The following is an 18,137-nucleotide window of genomic DNA, read 5'->3' as shown; positions in this document are numbered from 1 at the left end:
ATATATTCCTTATTATTTTCAAACGTTAGTTTAACAATTCAGGACTTTACCATCCTTATCCTTGAAGGTGATTTCGAGGCCCAAGCCACGCAATTCGTGAATCAACACGTTGAATGACTCAGGGATGCCAGGTGTCTCGAAGTTAGCGCCCTTGACGATAGCTTCGTAAGCCTTGGCACGACCATTGACGTCATCTGACTTAATGGTAAGGATTTCTTGCAGCACGTTGCTGGCGCCGAATGCCTCCAATGCCCAGACTTCCATTTCACCGAATCGCTGACCACCGAACTGAGCTTTACCACCCAAAGGCTGCTGCGTAATCAGTGAGTAAGGACCGATTGAACGGGCATGCATCTTGTCGTCGACCATGTGGTGCAGTTTCAGCATGTAGATGTAACCCACTGTTGCTGGCTGATCGAAAGGCTGACCTGTTTCACCATCATAAAGCTGCATACGGCCATTGGCTGGCAGACCGGCCTTTTCCATATAACCGTTGATTTCGTCAAGCGTTGCACCATCGAAAATAGGTGTAGCAAACTTGAGGCCCAGTTCATGACCTGCCCAACCGAGCACGGTTTCATAAATCTGACCTAAGTTCATACGTGAAGGCACGCCCAGAGGGTTCAGAACGATATCGACAGGAGTACCGTCAGCCAGGAACGGCATATCTTCGGCACGCACAATCTTCGAAACGATACCCTTGTTACCGTGACGACCAGCCATCTTATCACCAATCATCAGCTTGCGCTTCTTGGCAACGTAAACCTTAGCCATTTGGACGATGCCATTCGGCAATTCGTCACCGACACCGGCGGCATATTTTTCACGGTTGAACTTACCTTCGATTTCCTTACGCTTCACGATATAGTTGTCGATGGTAGCACACACGAGTTCGTTGGTCTTTTCATCGGAAGTCCACTTCGTAGGATTGACATTGAGGAAATCAATTTCAAGCAAACCCTTTGCCGTGAATTTCACCTTCTTGGCAACTAAAGGATTCGACTTGAAGTTTTCATAAACGCCACATGAAGTATGGTTGCCGAGGATCTGCATCAGCTTGTCGACCAAGACGTTCTTCAGAGCAGCAAGCTCTCTTTCGGCCTGAGCATCGATTTTTGCCATATCTTCCTTATCCTTGGCGCGCGACTTACGGTCTTTCTGCAAGCGTGAGAACAAACGTTTGCCAATGACCACACCCTTCATCGAAGGACCAGCCTTCAACGAAGCGTTCTTCACATCGCCAGCCTTATCACCGAAGATGGCTCTCAGGAGCTTTTCTTCCGGTGTAGGATCGGTTTCGCCCTTAGGCGTAATCTTACCAATCAGGATGTCGCCTTCGGTAACTTCGGCACCAACGCGAATCAAACCGTTGTCGTCCAAGTCCTTAGTGGCTTCTGCACTGACATTCGGAATATCGTTGGTCAATTCTTCAAGACCACGGCGCGTGTCACGCACTTCAAGCGAGAACTCTTCAACGTGAACCGAAGTGAAGAGGTCTTCCTTAACGATACGTTCCGAAATCACGATAGCATCCTCATAGTTGTAACCCTTCCAAGGCATGAAGGCAACCTTCAGGTTGCGACCCAATGCCAGGTCGCCGTTCTGAGTGCCGTAACCTTCGGTCATAATCTGACCCTTAGTGACGCGCTGACCTCTACGGACGATAGGTTTGATATTGATGCTCGTACCTTGGTTGGTGCGGCAATACTTGGTAAGCATATAAGTCTTCACATCATCATCAAAGCTGACCAGACGCTGTTCATCAGTGCGGTCATATCTGACGACAATCTTAGTGGAATCGACGAAAACGACTTCGCCATCGCCTTCAGCCATGGTAAGCACGCGGGAGTCGCGGGCCACATAGCGTTCGATGCCGGTACCGACGATAGGAGCTTCAGGATTCATCAACGGCACAGCCTGACGCATCATGTTGGAGCCCATCAAGGCACGGTTAGCATCGTCGTGCTCCAAGAATGGAATCAAGGAAGCAGCGATTGAAGCGATCTGGTTAGGACCGACATCCATCAAATTGATTTCCTCTGGAGGAACAATAGGATAATCGGCAATATAACGCACCTTGATTTCCTTGTCGATGAATCTGCCTTCATCATCAACCGGCGTTGTGGCCTGAGCGATAATCTTATCCTCTTCCAGTTCGGCGGTGAGATAAACAGGATCCTTCGAGAAATCAACCTTACCATCAACGACTTCACGATAAGGAGTTTCGATGAAACCGAGGTCATTAATCTTTGCAAACACGCAAAGTGATGAAATCAGGCCAATGTTAGGACCTTCAGGAGTTTCAATGGTGCAAAGACGGCCATAGTGTGTGTAGTGAACGTCACGCACTTCGAAACCTGCACGGTCACGCGACAGACCGCCAGGACCCAAAGCGGAAATACGACGCTTGTGGGTGACTTCTGACAGCGGGTTCGTCTGATCCATGAACTGTGACAGTTGGTTGGTGCCAAAGAACGAATTGATGACCGATGAAAGGGTTTTAGCATTAATAAGGTCTGTAGGTGCAAACACTTCATTGTCGCGCACATTCATTCTTTCACGAATGGTGCGGGCCATACGGGCCAAACCGACGCCAAACTGAGCCGAAAGCTGTTCGCCGACGGTACGGATACGACGGTTGCTCAAGTGGTCGATATCATCAACATCGGCCTTGCTGCTCAGCAACTCGACCAAATACTTGATGATGGCAATGATGTCTTGCTGCGTAAGCGTTCTCGTATCGAAAGGAATGTCAAGATTCAGCTTACGGTTGATGCGGTAACGGCCGACCAAGCCCAAGTCATAACGCTTATCTGAGAAGAACAGCTTATTGATGACATCACGGGCTGTTTCCTCATCGGGCGGTTCGGCATTACGCAACTGGCGGTAAATATATTCGACTGCTTCGAGAGCAGAATTACATGTATCTTTTTGTAAGGTATTGAAAATCACAGAATAGTCGGACACCTTTTCTTCAGCCGACTGGTCAATGTGCAGGAGAATGGTCTTCACGCCTGAATCGACGATCTTCTGGATATGTTCTTCTTGAAGCTCAACATCACGGTCGATGATGACTTCGTTACGTTCAATGGATACGCATTCACCAGTATCTTCGTTTACGAAATCTTCATAATAGCTATGAAGCACTCTGGCGGCCAGTTTACGGCCACAAACGCGCTTTAATCCAGCCTTGCTCACCTTGACTTCTTCGGCAAGGTTGAAAATATCAAGGATGTCCTTATCGGTTTCGTAACCGATGGCGCGCAACAAAGTGGTGATAGGCAATTTCTTTTTACGGTCGATGTAGGCGTACATCACATTGTTGATGTCCGTTGAAAATTCCATCCAAGAACCCTTGAAAGGAATGATACGGGCTGAATACAACATGGTGCCGTTGGTATGCTGGCTTTGACCGAAAAACACGCCAGGCGAACGGTGCAATTGAGATACGACGACGCGTTCAGCACCATTGATGACAAACGTACCGCGAGGCGTCATGTACGGGATGGTTCCCAGATAAACGTCTTGGGTAATCTGTTTGAAATCGTCCTGCTGATCAGCATCGTTGCACGACAACCGTAATTTAGCTTTTAACGGGACGCTATAGGTGACGCCACGTTCGATGCATTCCGCAATGCTGTAGCGCGGAGCATCAATATAGTAATCGAGGAACTCGAGTTCAAAATTGTTTCTTGCGTCGGTGATAGGGAAATTCTCCTTGAACACCTTGTAAAGACCCTCGTTCTTTCTGTTGTCAGGGTTGGTTTCAAGTTGGAAGAATTCCTTGAAAGACTGAAGTTGAATGTCCAGAAAATCAGGATATTCAAAAGGCTTCTTAATGGACGCGAAGCTAATTCTTTCAGTTGATTTTGTATCCAATGTATGAGTTATTTAAGGGTGAAAAAACGTTAAAGACGTATGAAAATAAGGGGGCGCAATCGCTTAAAGCGAATAATAGGCACAAACCTCAGTCCCAAAAAACTGTTTGGAACTGAGGTTGAATGCCACAAAACTTGCGGGAAATAAATCCTTCTTATTTAACTTCAACTTCTGCACCAGCTTCTTCGAGTTGAGCTTTGAGTGCATTAGCTTCGTCTTTGCTCACACCTTCCTTGATAGCCTTAGGAGCACCGTCGACCAATTCCTTAGCTTCCTTCAGGCCGAGGCTTGTGAGTTCCTTCACCAGCTTCACGACTGCCAGTTTCTGAGCACCGGCTGACTTCAGGATGACATCGAAAGAAGTCTTTTCTTCTGCAGCGGCAGCACCGCCTTCAGCAGGAGCAGCAGCAACAGCAACAGCAGCAGCTGCAGGTTCAATACCGTATTCTTCTTTCAAAATGGTAGCGAGTTCGTTTACTTCCTTCACGCTAAGATTCACTAATTGTTCAGCAAAAGCTTTAAGATCTGCCATTTTACTTCTATTTTTTAAATTGTTAATAATTTACTTGTTAATTTGTTGCGAATGTCGATACATTCAATTTTTTTATTCTGCTTTGTTTGATAATGTTTCAAGAATACCGCACAGTTTCTGACCACCTGACTGCAAGGAACCGATAACATTCTTGATAGGTGACTGCAACAGGGCGATGACGTCGGCGATAAGGTCGTTCTTCGACTTAACGTTGCACAAAGCGTCAATCATGTTGTCGCCAATGTAGCAGCATTCTTCGATGAAAGCGCCTTTCAGGATAGGACGATCACTGGTCTTACGGAAATTCTTTATCAATTTTGCGGGAGCGTTGCCGGTCTCGCAAAGCATGACGGCTGTTGAGCCATGAAGAACGTCATAAAGGCTGTCGAAATCCTTGCCTTCCATCTTCAGCATTGCTTTATGCAGAAGAGCGTTCTTTACGACCAACATCTTAATGCCACTATTGAAGCATTGTCTTCTCAGTTGGCTGGTCTTTTCAGCGTTAAGGTCTGAAACGTCAGTCAGGTAGAAATTAGGACAAGCTTGCAATTCGCTGAGTATGGAGTCGATAACGATATTTTTATCTTCTTTTCTCATTTCAATAACTTCCTTTCAAATTTAGATTGCTACTGATTTTAAATCGATCTGCACACCCGGGCTCATGGTGCTAGAAACATATATGCTCTTCACATACGTGCCTTTAGCAGCTGCTGGTTTCAATTTGATAACGGTCTGGATCAATTCCTTGGCGTTATCAAAGATTTGTTCTGGAGAGAAACTGACCTTAGCGACACCGGCATTGATGATACCATACTTGTCGACCTTGAAGTCGATCTTACCGGCTTTAACTTCTTGAACAGCTTTTGCTACATCCATCGTAACAGTGCCAGTCTTTGGGTTTGGCATCAATCCACGGGGACCGAGGATACGGCCAAGAGCACCAACTTTAGGCATGATGTTAGGAGTAGTGATCACTACGTCAATATCGGTCCAACCTTCCTTAATCTTCTGGATGTATTCATCCAAGCCGACGTAATCGGCACCAGCGTCGATAGCTTCCTGAGCCTTGTCAGGGTTACAAAGAACCAAGACGCGGACAACCTTACCAGTACCGTGAGGGAGTGTAACGGAACCACGAACCATTTGATTGGCCTTACGTGGGTCGACACCCAGACGGATGTTCAGGTCGACTGAAGCATCAAATTTGGTGTAAGTGATTTGTTTTACGATATTAACCGCTTCACTTAAGGAGTAACTCTTGCTTTTGTCGAACTTAGCTAAAGCTTCTTTCCTTTGTTTAGATACTTTTGCCATTTACTTAACTTTTTGTTGTTCTACAAATGCATTAAAGACTTAGTCTTTCTTTAAAGGTGATTCGCCTGTAACCTTGACTCCCATACTACGGGCAGTACCAGCAACCATCGACATAGCTGATTCGATGGTGAAGCAATTCAAATCCTTCATCTTGTTGGTAGCAATTTCACGAACTTGATCCCAAGTCAATGAACCGACCTTTGAACGGTTAGGTTCCTTGGAACCACCCTTGATTTTACCAACTTCGAGGATGGACACAGCCACTGGAGAAGCCTTTACGATGAAATCGAAAGACTTGTCCTTGTAGACAGTAATAATGACTGGCAAAACCTTACCAGCCTGATCCTGTGTACGTGCGTTGAACTGCTTGCAGAACTCCATAATGTTCACACCTTTGGAACCTAATGCAGGGCCAACGGGTGGAGCAGGGTTCGCGGCTCCTCCTTTAATTTGCAGTTTAATTAATCCGCTTACTTCTTTTGCCATTTTTTAATCCTTAATTAAAATGTCATAAGGAAACACTTACTTCACATACAGGTTAGCTTTCCATCTTAACTTGGAAATAACTCAATTCCAGTGGGGTCTTGCGTCCGAAAATCTTAACGGCGACCTTCAGTTTCTTCTTCTCAGGAATAACTTCCTCGATGATGCCAGAGAAAGTGCTGAAAGGACCATCGTTGACAATGACCGACTGGCCGACGACAAATTCCAAATCGTTTCCTTCACCCATCTCCTGAAACTCATCCATCTTACCAAGAAGACGATTCACTTCAGCAGGACGGAGCGGATCCGGCTCGCCCTTTGTGCCAAGAAAACCGATGACATTAGGCACGTCCTTGATGACGTGAACAACCTCACCCGTCAGGATAGCTTCAACAAGCACATAACCTGGCAGAAAAGTGCGTTCTTTCGAAACCTTTTTGCCGTTACGTACTTCATAGACCTTCTCCATCGGAATAAGGATGCTGGAAATAGAATCCTGCAGATTCAGCCTCTTGATTTCGGATTCAAGGTATTCCTTTACCTTTTTCTCCTTACCAGTAACGGCCTTCACCACATACCACTTTTTCTCACTATTGCCACTCATTTCCAAATCAAATTAGATTGTTAGCCTATAAATGCTTACTAAAGATTCAATATACACCAATCAGAAGAGTCTATAGAACGCTTCCAAAATGTGTTGAAAAGAGAAGTCCATCAAGAAAACCACCAAAGCGATTATCAGGGAAGCAATGGACACAACGATTACGCTACTTTGTAATTCTTTCCAAGTTGGCCAAGAAACCTTGTCCTTCAACTCGGTGTAGCATTCCTTAATGTAGTTTACGAATTTCATCTTGTATTGAATCTTAATTAAAAAAGCACGGGCGGAAAGGCTCGAACTCTCGACACTCGGTTTTGGAGACCGATGCTCTACCAACTGAGCTACGCCCGTTTAAAAGGGAGGTGAGGTTTGGTCACCTCCCTTGTGCTATTGATTTATAAATTAGTCGTCAATGATTTCGATAACCTGACCTGAACCCACGGTACGGCCACCTTCACGGATAGCGAAACGCAGACCTTTATCCATTGCGATTTCAGCAATCAGCTTAACATCGATAGTGACGTGGTCACCTGGCATAACCATTTCCATTCCTTCTGGGAGGGTGATTTCACCGGTAACGTCAGTTGTTCTGAAGTAGAACTGAGGACGATACTTGTTACGGAATGGGGTGTGACGGCCACCTTCTTCTTTTGACAGAACGTAAACCTGACCCTTGAAGTGGCTGTAAGGCTTCACTGAACCTGGCTTTGCGATAACCATACCACGACGGATTTCGTCCTTGTCGATACCGCGGAGCAGCAGACCAGCATTATCGCCAGCTTCACCTTCGTCCAAAATCTTACGGAACATTTCAACACCGGTAACAACTGATTTCAGCTTTTCAGCACCCATACCGAGGATATCAACAGGATCACCAACGTGGATGACACCAGTTTCGATACGGCCAGTAGCAACGGTACCACGACCTGTGATTGAGAACACGTCTTCGATAGGCATCAGGAATGGTTTATCAACGGCGCGCTGTGGTTCTGGAATCCAGGTATCGCAAGCTTCCATCAATTCGTCGATCTTACCAGACCATGCTGGGTCATCATTCAGAGCACCCAGAGCTGAGCCACGGATGATAGGAGTATTGTCAGCATCGAATTCGTACTTAGCAAGGAGGTCACGAATTTCCATTTCGACCAATTCGAGCAATTCTTCATCATCAACAAGGTCGCACTTGTTCAGGAACACAACCAGACGAGGCACACCGACCTGACGAGCGAGCAGGATGTGCTCACGGGTTTGTGGCATAGGACCGTCGGTAGCAGCGACAACGATGATAGCACCGTCCATCTGAGCAGCACCGGTAACCATGTTCTTAACATAGTCAGCGTGACCAGGGCAGTCAACGTGAGCATAGTGACGATTTTCAGTCTGGTACTCAACGTGAGCTGTATTGATGGTGATACCTCTTTCCTTTTCTTCTGGAGCTGAGTCGATTGAGTCAAATGACTTGACTTCTGACAGACCCTTCTTTGCAAGGTGCAATGTGATAGCAGCTGTCAAAGTGGTCTTGCCGTGGTCAACGTGGCCGATAGTACCAATGTTGACGTGCGGTTTAGTTCTTTCGAATTTTTCTTTTGCCATTGTTCTATTTATTTACTTAAGGTTATACTTTATAATTCTTACACGAAAAATCGAGCCGATGGGGAGAATTGAACTCCCGACCCCTTCCTTACCAAGGAAGTGCTCTACCGCTGAGCTACATCGGCTTGTCATTCATCTGAGCGGAAGACGGGGCTCGAACCCGCCACCTAAAGCTTGGAAGGCTTTCGCTCTGCCAAATGAGCTACTTCCGCTTGACTTGTGGGGGAAGGTGGACTCGAACCACCGAACTCATCCGAGGACAGATTTACAGTCTGTTGCAATTGCCACTATGCGACTCCCCCGCTTTTTTAACTGAGCCGGTAGACGGACTCGAACCGCCGACAGGCTGATTACAAATCAGCTACTCTACCAACTGAGTTATACCGGCATCATGTGAAAGAACATTGTTTTGCTTCTTAAAAGCGCACCCCCTCATTGCTGAAAGAGTGCGCAAAAATACTCACTTTTCTTGAATCCACAATCAATTTTGGAGATTTTTTTCAAAAAAAATTGAATTTAAAGTTTATAAGACTATAAATCAACGCATTATCACTTTGCGATTTTACCCTTATATTTCTCCAATTGCTTCTTCAGAGCGTCGACTGCGGTGTCAACTGACTCTTCAAAGGTCTTTGACTGCTTGCTTGCGAACAGGTCATCACCCTTCAAGACGATGCGGATGTCGGCAATCTTGTTTTCCGGCGTGTCGTTGTTGTCTAATTTCAGGTTGACTTCAGCGCCAATAACCTCGGCATATTTTTCGCAAACCTTCTCCACTTTCTTTGTGATGAAGTCTTCAAGTTTTTGATCAGCCTTGAAGTGAACTGAATTAATCGTTACGTTCATAATAAACTCCTTTCTTTTAATCATCCTTTCGGATGAGCTTGTTTATGAATTTTCTTAAGTTGTTCTATCGTTGTGTGTGCATATATCTGCGTTGATGACAGGTCGGCATGGCCCAGCAGTTCCTGAATGGCACGCAAGTCGGCTCCCTCGTCGAGCAAGTGCGTCGCAAAAGTGTGGCGCAAGACGTGCGGACTTTTCTGCTTCAAGGTGGTCACGCCCTCCAGCATCTGATGCACCTTATTATATATATAGTAGGGTGTCATCTCCTTCCCCTTGTCGTTCACGAGCAGACGATCGTCATGTTCGGGAAACGCCGCATCGCGCAACTGCCTGTAGTGGTCAATCATGCCGAGCATTTTATGACTTAACGGAACAAAACGCGTTTTATTGCGTTTGCCAACGATTTTGACTTTCATTTCCGCCTTGTCGACATCGGCATCACGCAAACCGCGCATTTCGGCCTGACGCATACCAGTCTGGTACAATAACTCAAACAAGAGTTCGTCGCGTTTTGTTTGAAAATCGTCAGCATCGCCAAACGAAATCTTTTCCATATCCGATTCGGGCACAAACTTCACCAAAGATTTTGGCAATTTCAGAGACTTCACTTTCATCATCGGGCTGACGCGGATGAGATCTTCGCGAAGGCAATACTTGTAAAACGACCGCAAAGTCGAGATTTTCCTATCTATGCTTTTGTTTGCCAGACCATTTTCCTTGAGCAAAGCCATGAACGATTTCACCATGACGGCAGTAACCTGAAGCAAATCGCTGGTTTCGTAAGTCTTTGCAAGATAATCCGAAAACTCCTCCAAATCACGGCGGTAGGCCTTGACAGTCAGCGGAGAATAGCGTTTTTCGGCTTCGATATATGTTGCAAATTGGTCGATGAGCATAAAAAAAAAACTTCGTTGTAAAAGTAAGCAAAAAATGCTTATACAACGAAGTTTTCCCTAAAAAAATTATTTTCCTATGAGGGGAGAATCAGATATTCTCTTCAGCGTCACGGAGTTTCTGCACATAGACAGCCTTCATGTGAGCAGCACGCTTCAGCACTGATGGCTTGGTGAATTTTTGACGTTCGCGCAATTCTTTCACGACGCCGGTCTTTTCATACTTTCTCTTGTAGCGCTTCAAAGCTCTGTCGATGCTTTCGCCTTCTTTTACAGGAACAATAATCATTTTAAAACACTTCCTTCTTTTAATGGTTAATAATAAATACTTAATTTTGAGGGTGCAAAAGTACAACTTTTTCAAATGCAAACAAGAAAAAAGTTGAAATACTTGCACTTATTTATCCGATTTCCTGCGGTTACACTTGAAGCAAAGATGTGTGGACTTTTCAGAAAGGCAATTGATTTCACTCAACATATTGACGAATCGCATCCGCCCAAATACTATATGCTTCAGGGAAAAGATGCACACCATCTCTTGATAATCTTTCAGGCATTTGACCATTCTCTTCATACAAAGAAAACAGGTCAACATATACACAATTCGAGCGCTCTGCAATTTCACGAATAATTTCATTGCTTCTTTTTATCTTTTCATTGTCCAATTTTGCAGAACTTCTCTTCGTCTTACAAATAGGAAGAATACTCTGAAGATAGACTTCAGTTTCTGGAACCGATTCCCGAATTGAATCAACAAGCCTTTGATACTTCTCTTCAAAAACCTTATCCGTTTTCAAATATAGCCCATTAATTCCAGCCATGACAAATAGTTTCTTCGGCTGCAATGTTTTTATTTGTTCCACCCGTAGGAGCATTCCTTCCAACTCATCACCAGGACAACCCAAATTACATGTTTTTACATCTGGAAAATAATCCTGAAATTGACCGCCACAAGTAATCGAATTTCCAAAAAACACGACATCAATGTCAAGATTCAGTTTTTTTATTGTGTTGGTCCATCCTTTGATGCACCAATAGTTTCCTGATTCTTGCGGAGACATTTCACAAAGACCGATTCGGGCACATTGACGTTTAAAAAAACTCGTCTTCACAACGCCAACATACATAATGCCAGCAAACAATACCACATTAAACACTAAAGATAAAATTAAAATAGTGTTTAATCTTTTTACACTTTTTACCTTTTCTTTCATTTGACAATTGATAGTTTTGCGCATCACTATCAATCGATTCCCGAATGGACATAGAAAAGGTGTGGCTTTTCTACTCGCGTTCACGGGAAGTCCGGAAAGAAACCCGCCAATCCTTATAGATAAAGCTCACACCAGAACGGTATGAGCATTAACATTTCAAGGATTATAGGGACTGCCTTTTTCGGCTTACCGTGAACACTATTTCCGATTCGTTAGAAAATCGTTTTCCGGACTTTTTTCTTTGAACGCGAAATAATAGTTAATGCTTGGTTAATAATATGTTATGATACTTTCTTTTTCTCGATAAATAAACTTACAAATTCTATTTTTCTATTTGTCCGTGCAAATATAGGGAAAAATCAGTGAAACAAAAGATTTATGAAAAAAAGGCACAATATTGGCCGATGAACAGAATCATTTGAAATAGATTTATTGGGAACTATCAGTCCATTACTCCAGCAATCTTTGCGCAAATCACGCTGATGTTATCAGCACCGCCATTGCGACAAGCGAGGTCATAAAGGTCAGTGGCGCATTGCTGGCTTTGCGATAAAACGGATTCTATTTCTTCGTCAGTGGCCATGTCAGTGAGGCCATCGGAACAGATAAGCATTTGGTCGCCAACGCGAAGACGCCCAGTGATGTCAATTAGGGTTAAGGTTCCCACACAACCGCCCCCGATGCAATTGACCAACAGTTTGCTGTCGTCAGGATTTCCCGAAAGGCCGCGTTCCGTTTCGTCGATGGTGAGTTGCCTCAAAGTGCCGTTGCGAAAACGGTAGGTGCGGCTGTCGCCTGCATTCAGTACATATATCTTGCCTTTCAGCCACACCACACCTGTCAGCGTGCAACCCATCGGACGAATCTGTCCTTCCTCCGAAGCTTGATTGTTCATGAAACGACTGAATGCCAAAACGCTATCACAAATCTCCTTCTCAAAATCCTTTTCGTTGAAATCATTTACGGTAAAGAAATCTTTGAGATGTTCGAGCAGCATTTGACTAGCGCGTTCGCCATGTTCGTGGCCACCCATGCCATCGGCAAGGAGAAGGTAAAAACAGGAGTCGTCGTCAAATTCGACTGGCAAGGTTAAACTGTCGTTGCGCAACATGACTCCGCTCACCGAAATCATGTCTTCGTTGTTGTCGCGCTTTAAGCCTTTGCCGCTGATGGCTTCAATCTCTAACTTCGTCATTTTACGGAAAGACGTGTGGTTGCAATTTTCAGTTGATCGCCAATATTTATATTCGTCCAGACGTTAGGCGCAAGCCTTATGCCGTTGACGAAAGTGCCGTTGCGACTACCTAAATCGCGGATTTGCCATTGCCCGTCATGGAAACGCAGTTCGCCGTGAATGCCGGAAATATAGATGGAACTGCCAAACTCGGGATAAATGCCTTGGGTTCGGCCAAAGATGCCTTCCTTGAGTTTCAAGTTAAAGCCATCGCCCACCATGGTCATTTCATGTGTCGGATTTGCAGTTTGCTGTTCTTTTGGTTCAGGCTTAGGTTCAGTCCCGCCAGTATTGAAAAATGCTTCAGCCGAAATCAAATCGGCACCGCAAGCTGGGCATTCCGTTCCCCTTTTCGGCTGACCGCATTCGGGGCAAAAATGCAGTTCTTTGCCGCATTGGTCGCAGTAGCGGCTATCATCGTCAATGATTGCTTTGCAAAACGGACACTTCATCACATTATCTCCTCTATTTTAATGTTATTGATATCAGCAGCAGTGAAGGTCATCAGGGCATCGTCGTCGAGCGTGTCGTCGAAAGCCGTGCGTTTCGAGAGGTTCTTGATGGCCTTGTCCAAGGCTTTGCGCACGGTTCGGCCATTGCCGAAATTCCTGTCGCGCGAGGCATAGACCCGCACAAACAAATCGCGAATGGCAGCTGCGGCATCCTCAGCGATGATGTATTCCTTCTTTGTGGCCATCGAAACGAAAATCTTTTCCAAGTCATCAACATCGTAATCTTCAAAGATAATGGTTTCGTCAAAACGCGATTTGAGGCCTGAGTTCTGGTCAAGGAACTGGTTCATTTCGCGCGTGTAACCAGCGGCAATGCAAACGAACTTGCCTTTGTGGTTTTCGAGCAGCGGCACCAAGGTGTTGATGCACTCGGGACCATAATCACCAGCACCGCCAGAGCAAAGCGAATAAGCTTCGTCAATAAAGAGCACGCCGCCCATGGCTTTCATCACCACTTCCTTGGTTTTCAATGCCGTTTCGCCCACAAAGTGCGACACAAGGTCGTCGCGGGTCACTTCATAGACATCGGCAGTCGGGATGACGCCCAACGAGCAGAGAATCTTGCCCATCAGTCGTGCCACGGTGGTCTTGCCCGTACCCGGATTGCCCAAAAACAGGTAATGGCTCAAGGTGATTTTAGGTGTACGGTTCTTGCGTTGCGCCAACTGCTGTTCGCGCCGAATGGTGACGGCCAGGTCGTTCAGACTTTCCTTGACATTTTCCAAACCCACCAAGGCATCAAGCTCTTTCATCACCTCTTTTATGTCAAATGAATTGCGCGCGCTTTCACCCGCAATATCGTCGTAGGTCAATAATTTGCCTTCCTGTGCAACCTCAGCATCGTTCATCGTGCGCAATCTGACACCGCGTCTTTCGATGGCGGCATCAAGGAAATTACGCACGTCGCGGGCGTTGCCAAAGGTCTCGCTGCGACGGTTATACATATTTTCAAATTCGATGTGCATCTTCTCGTCGGCCTCGTTGCTGAAAGTAAAGCCGCGCTTTTGAGCCATGCTTCTGAATATCAGTTCCAACTCGGTGGCGTTATAATCGGGGAAGGCAATCTGTTTCTTGAAACGCGAAGGCAGACCCGGATTCATTTTCAGGAATTCCTTCATCTCATCACGATAACCAGCTGCAATACACACGAACTCACCTTTCCTGTTTTCCAAAATCGGCACCAGCTTGTCAATTCCAGCCTTGCCAAACTGTCCGTCGTTGAGGCCGTAGGCTTCGTCGATGAAAAGCACGCCGCCCATGGCGCGGTCAACGGCTTCCTGAATATTGCGTTCAGTGCCACCCACAACATCGGAAATCAAGTCCTTGCCCGCCACTTCGACATACTGACCTTTTGGAAGAACGCCCAAGGCACCGAGAATGTCGGCAAAGATGCGTGCGATGGTCGTCTTTCCCGTTCCGGGATTGCCCGAAAACACATAGTGGTCGCTGATGCACAACTTGGCATCGGGACCGTTTTCGCGTTGGGTTTCCATAATATTGTCAATGATTTTATGAATCTCGTCTTTCACACTTTGCAAGCCGATGAAATCATCAAGTTCCTTCCAAATCTCGACTTCGGTACGCGGAACGAATATTTCACCTTTAATATCTTGCTCATCAATTTGTTGACTTCCTCTGCTCAAGGCGCTTATCGCCAATTCTTCAGCCTTGGCATCGGCCAAATGGCCATTGCTTTCGGTGCCTTCGCCCTTGCGCAAAAGCCATTCGAAATGCGATTGCAGCTTTTTGGCCGCTTCGGGCGATAAAATCAACTTGTATTTTTCCTTCAACGAAAGGGCGCAGATTTGCATCAAGGCCTTTTCGTCGAAAGGCTTCAGGGCGAAACGGAACTCGAACAAGGAAGCCGCATCGGGATTGCTGGAAAGGAACTCCTCCAAGCCACGACTCAAACCGGTCATGAAAACGAAAGGCATCTTGCTGGCATTGTTGCGCATACGCGAAAACAAGCGGTCGAGGTCGTTCACATCGTTGGCATCGCCATTAGGCAGAAGTTTCTGCACATTGGTCAGCACCAAAACACCCTCCTTGACTTCGTCAAGATGCTCATCGAACTTGTCCATCCAAATCTTGAAATCGGCAGCATCAACGACTTTAGGCTTCGGCTGGCTCACCATGCCCGCCTTGAGCAAGATTTCGAAAAGTTTATTGACCATGAAACGCTTCCCCGTTCCGGCCTTGCCCAAAATGACGGCATCCATCTGTATATGCACATTGGCACCATTCTTCCTGAGTTGGGCTGCGACTTTCGCCCTATCCCTATATTTCTCGATTTCAGCAAACAGTTCATCCTTGGCATAAAACTCCTGATTCATCTGATTTACAGATGTCTGAAAAGCCGTTCCGCAGTGTTTGCAGAACTTAGCCTCGTTACGGTTTTGCTTATGGCAGTGTTCACATGTTTTCATTTTAAAACGCCTTAATATTCAAATTTTTAGGGTAAAAAATCACAGATAATGATAATTTATAATCAATTCTGGCCAATCGAAACAATAAATAATCATTCAATTTTAGAAAACCCCAACGCTTCATCAAACTGTGGGCTAATAACAACTTTTCCGCTCTTATCAATATAGCCATATTTTTCTCCAATTTTCACAACAGCTAAGCCATCGGAAAAATTACCTGCATAATAATATTGGGGTCTAATAATGAATTGGCCGCTTTTATCTATAAATCCATATTTTCCGTCAATTTCAACAGCAGATAAGCCTTCAGTAAAACCACTTGCATTATCAAACTGAGGGTTAATAACATATTGCCCCGTATTGTCAATATATCCATATCTGTTGCATAACATAACAGTTGCCAAACCCTCACTAAACTTCGATGCTAATTCAAACTGGGGATTTATAAGAATTTGTCCTTTTTTATCAATATATCCCCATTTCCCATCCATCTTTACAGGAGCCAAACCATCATCAAAAAACCTTGCATCTTCAAACTGTGGATTTATAATGTATTGACAAGATTTGTCGATAAAGCCCCATTTATCACCAATATTCACAGCAGCCAAACCTTCAGAAAAAGGATATGCAAAATCAAATTGCGAGTTAATCACAAATTGTCCATTTTGATCAATAAACCCAAACTTACCATCTTGTTCAACAGCGGCCAAACCATCAGAAAACCAAAATGCATAACTAAACTGTGGATTAATAATATACTGTCCATTCTGATCGATAAAACCCCATCTACCGTCAACGTACACGGCTGCATAACCTTCGTTAAAACCATAAGCAAAATCAAACTGCGGTTTAATAACAAATTTACCAAACTTATCAACATATCCCCATTTACAATTATCCAAATCACCAATCTTCACAAGAGCAAAACAATGATCAGATTTCTCAGAATCTTCATTTATGTTAAACTCAACCTTCTTTTCATCACATGCCACAAAGAAGAATACTCCACATGTCAATAGTAACAATTGCAATACATTTTTTATCATATTATCAAATTTTAGATTTCATTGTGGCAAAAATATCAAAAAAAACATTCCATACATCTTATGCAGAAAATATCTCAAATCCAACGAACAAAATGAAATAAAAAACATTTCCACAAGTAAAAGTGATGTATGTTATTGGAGACCATCTTCAATTTCTTGACTCTTCAAAACTTACTCCTTCCCGCACAGCCAATCAGCTGCACTTATCACATGGATGATTTTCCCGTCTTCAACGATTTGCCCCGTTTCGCCATACATCACTATCAGCGTCATGTTATCACAATGGGTATAGGCCGATGCTTTCAGCAATCCACCGATTTCACGTTTATATAGTTTTGCGGACGGCTCTGCAAAATCATACGTCACCTGAATGAGTTGTTGCACATGCGACCGCTCAACCACCACAAAATCACACTCATACTCGCGAGTCTTACGCAAATAATATACTTGTTGATAGTCTTGATGCAGACGACGAAGCAATTCAATGGCCACTACATTTTCTAATCTAAGCCCATAACTTTCCGTGAGCAAAACATTCTCATGCTCATTAATAAAGGCAGGGTCGATGGCGTATGTCTTGCGCATACCATTGCGTTCACTGCTTTTGAGAGAGAAAAGCGGCATTATGGCTAACAGATATGCATTTTTCAGATAGTCAATGTAATTCTTGACCGTGTGTACCGAACGTATGTCCTGCTCCTCAGCAATGTCGCTATACGATTTCTCCTGACAAAACCAATCCAGCATTTTGTTGGCCAATTCTGCTATTGTATGCGGATAACGGACTTTGTATCGCTTGCAAATGTCTTTTTCGACAATTGCCTTGATGAGTGATTGCACATAGTCATGCTTATCCACATCGGGTAAGGTAAGCAGTTCGGGAAAACCGCCATCCATAATATATTGATTAAGCGCATTTTGCCGAAGTCCCAATCCTTTCACGCTCCCTGATTTCAAATCCACACCTTTCATGCGGCAATACTCCATAAATGAAAACGGAAATAGTTCAATCTGGTGGTAACGTCCGGTAAGGTGTGTAGCAAGTTCGCTGCTGAGCAGGTTGGCGTTACTGCCAGTCATTATAAGGTGAATGTGCTGACGTAGCAACCGATTGACGAATAACGGCCAATCCTTCACGTTTTGCACCTCGTCCAACAACAGATGAGTAAATGAGCCATAGACACAATACAACGTCTGCAACACATCGTCCAAATCGTCCGTTTTTGCCTTTGCCAACCTTTCGTCATCGAAGTTGACGTATGCAAACAGCAACTTGCTTTCAATCAACACTTTCTGGCAGAGCGTTGACTTGCCGCTTCGCCTAACGCCAATAACCACTTGGGCAAGATTGCTGTCCAAATTGACTTCTGCCTCTTCATTACGAAAACACAAAGCCGTCACATCCAAATCCTTCAATTCTTCGCGCTGCGATTCCAAAATACGTTGCAAGTTCTTAATCATAGTGTAAACCATCTTAAATGTGAGTGCAAAAGTACATAAAAATCATGGTATTACACAAACAAATCATAGTTAAACTGCACAAAAATGCAAATTTTTACCTTCC

The 18,137-nt window shown here is 44.7% G+C and carries 17 protein-coding genes and 5 tRNA genes; all 22 read right to left on the bottom strand.

What is annotated here, in order from left to right; translation table 11 throughout:
• Positions 1 to 30: 30 nt before the first annotated feature.
• Entirely contained in the window at positions 31 to 3,879 is a 3,849-nt protein-coding gene (rpoB, locus tag AC06MN_RS01650) for a DNA-directed RNA polymerase subunit beta (RefSeq protein WP_475670612.1), read from the bottom strand.
• Between the two features lie 154 nt (positions 3,880 to 4,033).
• The gene (gene rplL / locus AC06MN_RS01645; RefSeq protein WP_475670611.1) at positions 4,034 to 4,411 is read right to left on the bottom strand and encodes a 50S ribosomal protein L7/L12; all 378 of its coding nucleotides are present in this window, start codon (positions 4,409 to 4,411) and stop codon (positions 4,034 to 4,036) included.
• A gap of 72 nt (positions 4,412 to 4,483) precedes the next feature.
• The gene (rplJ, locus tag AC06MN_RS01640; protein WP_475670610.1) at positions 4,484 to 5,008 is read right to left on the bottom strand and encodes a 50S ribosomal protein L10; all 525 of its coding nucleotides are present in this window, start codon (positions 5,006 to 5,008) and stop codon (positions 4,484 to 4,486) included.
• Between the two features lie 21 nt (positions 5,009 to 5,029).
• On the bottom strand, positions 5,030 to 5,725 hold the full coding sequence (gene rplA / locus AC06MN_RS01635) for a 50S ribosomal protein L1 (RefSeq protein WP_475670609.1): 696 nt from the start codon (positions 5,723 to 5,725) through the stop codon (positions 5,030 to 5,032).
• 39 nt (positions 5,726 to 5,764) lie between these two features.
• On the bottom strand, positions 5,765 to 6,211 hold the full coding sequence (gene rplK, locus AC06MN_RS01630; RefSeq protein WP_475670608.1) for a 50S ribosomal protein L11: 447 nt from the start codon (positions 6,209 to 6,211) through the stop codon (positions 5,765 to 5,767).
• 52 nt (positions 6,212 to 6,263) lie between these two features.
• The gene (gene nusG / locus AC06MN_RS01625) at positions 6,264 to 6,812 is read right to left on the bottom strand and encodes a transcription termination/antitermination protein NusG (RefSeq protein ID WP_475670607.1); all 549 of its coding nucleotides are present in this window, start codon (positions 6,810 to 6,812) and stop codon (positions 6,264 to 6,266) included.
• Positions 6,813 to 6,872: 60 nt separating this feature from the next.
• Positions 6,873 to 7,061, bottom strand: a complete 189-nt coding sequence (secE, locus tag AC06MN_RS01620) for a preprotein translocase subunit SecE (RefSeq protein WP_475670606.1) — start codon at positions 7,059 to 7,061, stop codon at positions 6,873 to 6,875.
• 26 nt (positions 7,062 to 7,087) lie between these two features.
• Positions 7,088 to 7,160 (bottom strand) — tRNA-Trp (locus AC06MN_RS01615).
• 51 nt (positions 7,161 to 7,211) lie between these two features.
• On the bottom strand, positions 7,212 to 8,402 hold the full coding sequence (gene tuf / locus AC06MN_RS01610; protein WP_475670605.1) for an elongation factor Tu: 1,191 nt from the start codon (positions 8,400 to 8,402) through the stop codon (positions 7,212 to 7,214).
• A gap of 53 nt (positions 8,403 to 8,455) precedes the next feature.
• Positions 8,456 to 8,527, bottom strand: a tRNA-Thr gene (locus AC06MN_RS01605).
• Between the two features lie 14 nt (positions 8,528 to 8,541).
• Positions 8,542 to 8,614 (bottom strand) — tRNA-Gly (locus tag AC06MN_RS01600).
• 8 nt (positions 8,615 to 8,622) lie between these two features.
• Positions 8,623 to 8,704: transfer RNA gene (locus AC06MN_RS01595), tRNA-Tyr, on the bottom strand.
• Positions 8,705 to 8,717: 13 nt separating this feature from the next.
• Positions 8,718 to 8,790: transfer RNA gene (locus tag AC06MN_RS01590), tRNA-Thr, on the bottom strand.
• 161 nt (positions 8,791 to 8,951) lie between these two features.
• Positions 8,952 to 9,248, bottom strand: a complete 297-nt coding sequence (gene hpf, locus AC06MN_RS01585; protein WP_475670604.1) for a ribosome hibernation-promoting factor, HPF/YfiA family — start codon at positions 9,246 to 9,248, stop codon at positions 8,952 to 8,954.
• Positions 9,249 to 9,268: 20 nt separating this feature from the next.
• On the bottom strand, positions 9,269 to 10,144 hold the full coding sequence (locus tag AC06MN_RS01580) for a tyrosine-type recombinase/integrase (RefSeq protein ID WP_475670603.1): 876 nt from the start codon (positions 10,142 to 10,144) through the stop codon (positions 9,269 to 9,271).
• 88 nt (positions 10,145 to 10,232) lie between these two features.
• Positions 10,233 to 10,430, bottom strand: a complete 198-nt coding sequence (rpsU, locus tag AC06MN_RS01575; protein ID WP_475670602.1) for a 30S ribosomal protein S21 — start codon at positions 10,428 to 10,430, stop codon at positions 10,233 to 10,235.
• Between the two features lie 178 nt (positions 10,431 to 10,608).
• On the bottom strand, positions 10,609 to 11,355 hold the full coding sequence (locus AC06MN_RS01570; RefSeq protein ID WP_475670601.1) for a GDSL-type esterase/lipase family protein: 747 nt from the start codon (positions 11,353 to 11,355) through the stop codon (positions 10,609 to 10,611).
• Positions 11,356 to 11,797: 442 nt separating this feature from the next.
• A complete protein-coding gene (locus AC06MN_RS01565) occupies positions 11,798 to 12,550 on the bottom strand; it encodes a PP2C family protein-serine/threonine phosphatase (RefSeq protein ID WP_475670600.1) in 753 nt (250 codons plus the stop codon).
• The gene (locus AC06MN_RS01560) at positions 12,547 to 13,041 is read right to left on the bottom strand and encodes an FHA domain-containing protein (protein WP_475670599.1); all 495 of its coding nucleotides are present in this window, start codon (positions 13,039 to 13,041) and stop codon (positions 12,547 to 12,549) included. The genes AC06MN_RS01565 and AC06MN_RS01560 overlap by 4 nt, the downstream gene beginning before the upstream one ends.
• Entirely contained in the window at positions 13,041 to 15,527 is a 2,487-nt protein-coding gene (locus AC06MN_RS01555) for an AAA family ATPase (RefSeq protein WP_475670598.1), read from the bottom strand. Before AC06MN_RS01555 ends, AC06MN_RS01560 begins: the two co-directional genes overlap by 1 nt.
• A gap of 92 nt (positions 15,528 to 15,619) precedes the next feature.
• Positions 15,620 to 16,573: a WG repeat-containing protein gene (locus tag AC06MN_RS01550; RefSeq protein ID WP_475670597.1), complete on the bottom strand. Its 954-nt coding sequence runs from the start codon at positions 16,571 to 16,573 to the stop codon at positions 15,620 to 15,622.
• Positions 16,574 to 16,744: 171 nt separating this feature from the next.
• Positions 16,745 to 18,034, bottom strand: coding sequence for an ATP-binding protein (locus AC06MN_RS01545; RefSeq protein WP_475670596.1), 1,290 nt, complete (start codon positions 18,032 to 18,034; stop codon positions 16,745 to 16,747).
• Positions 18,035 to 18,137: the final 103 nt, after the last annotated feature.

The sequence above is a fragment of the Candidatus Limimorpha sp. genome, assembly GCF_056203535.1.
The sequence above is the reverse complement of the archived record's forward strand: the minus strand, read 5'-3'. Positions and strand labels throughout refer to the sequence as shown.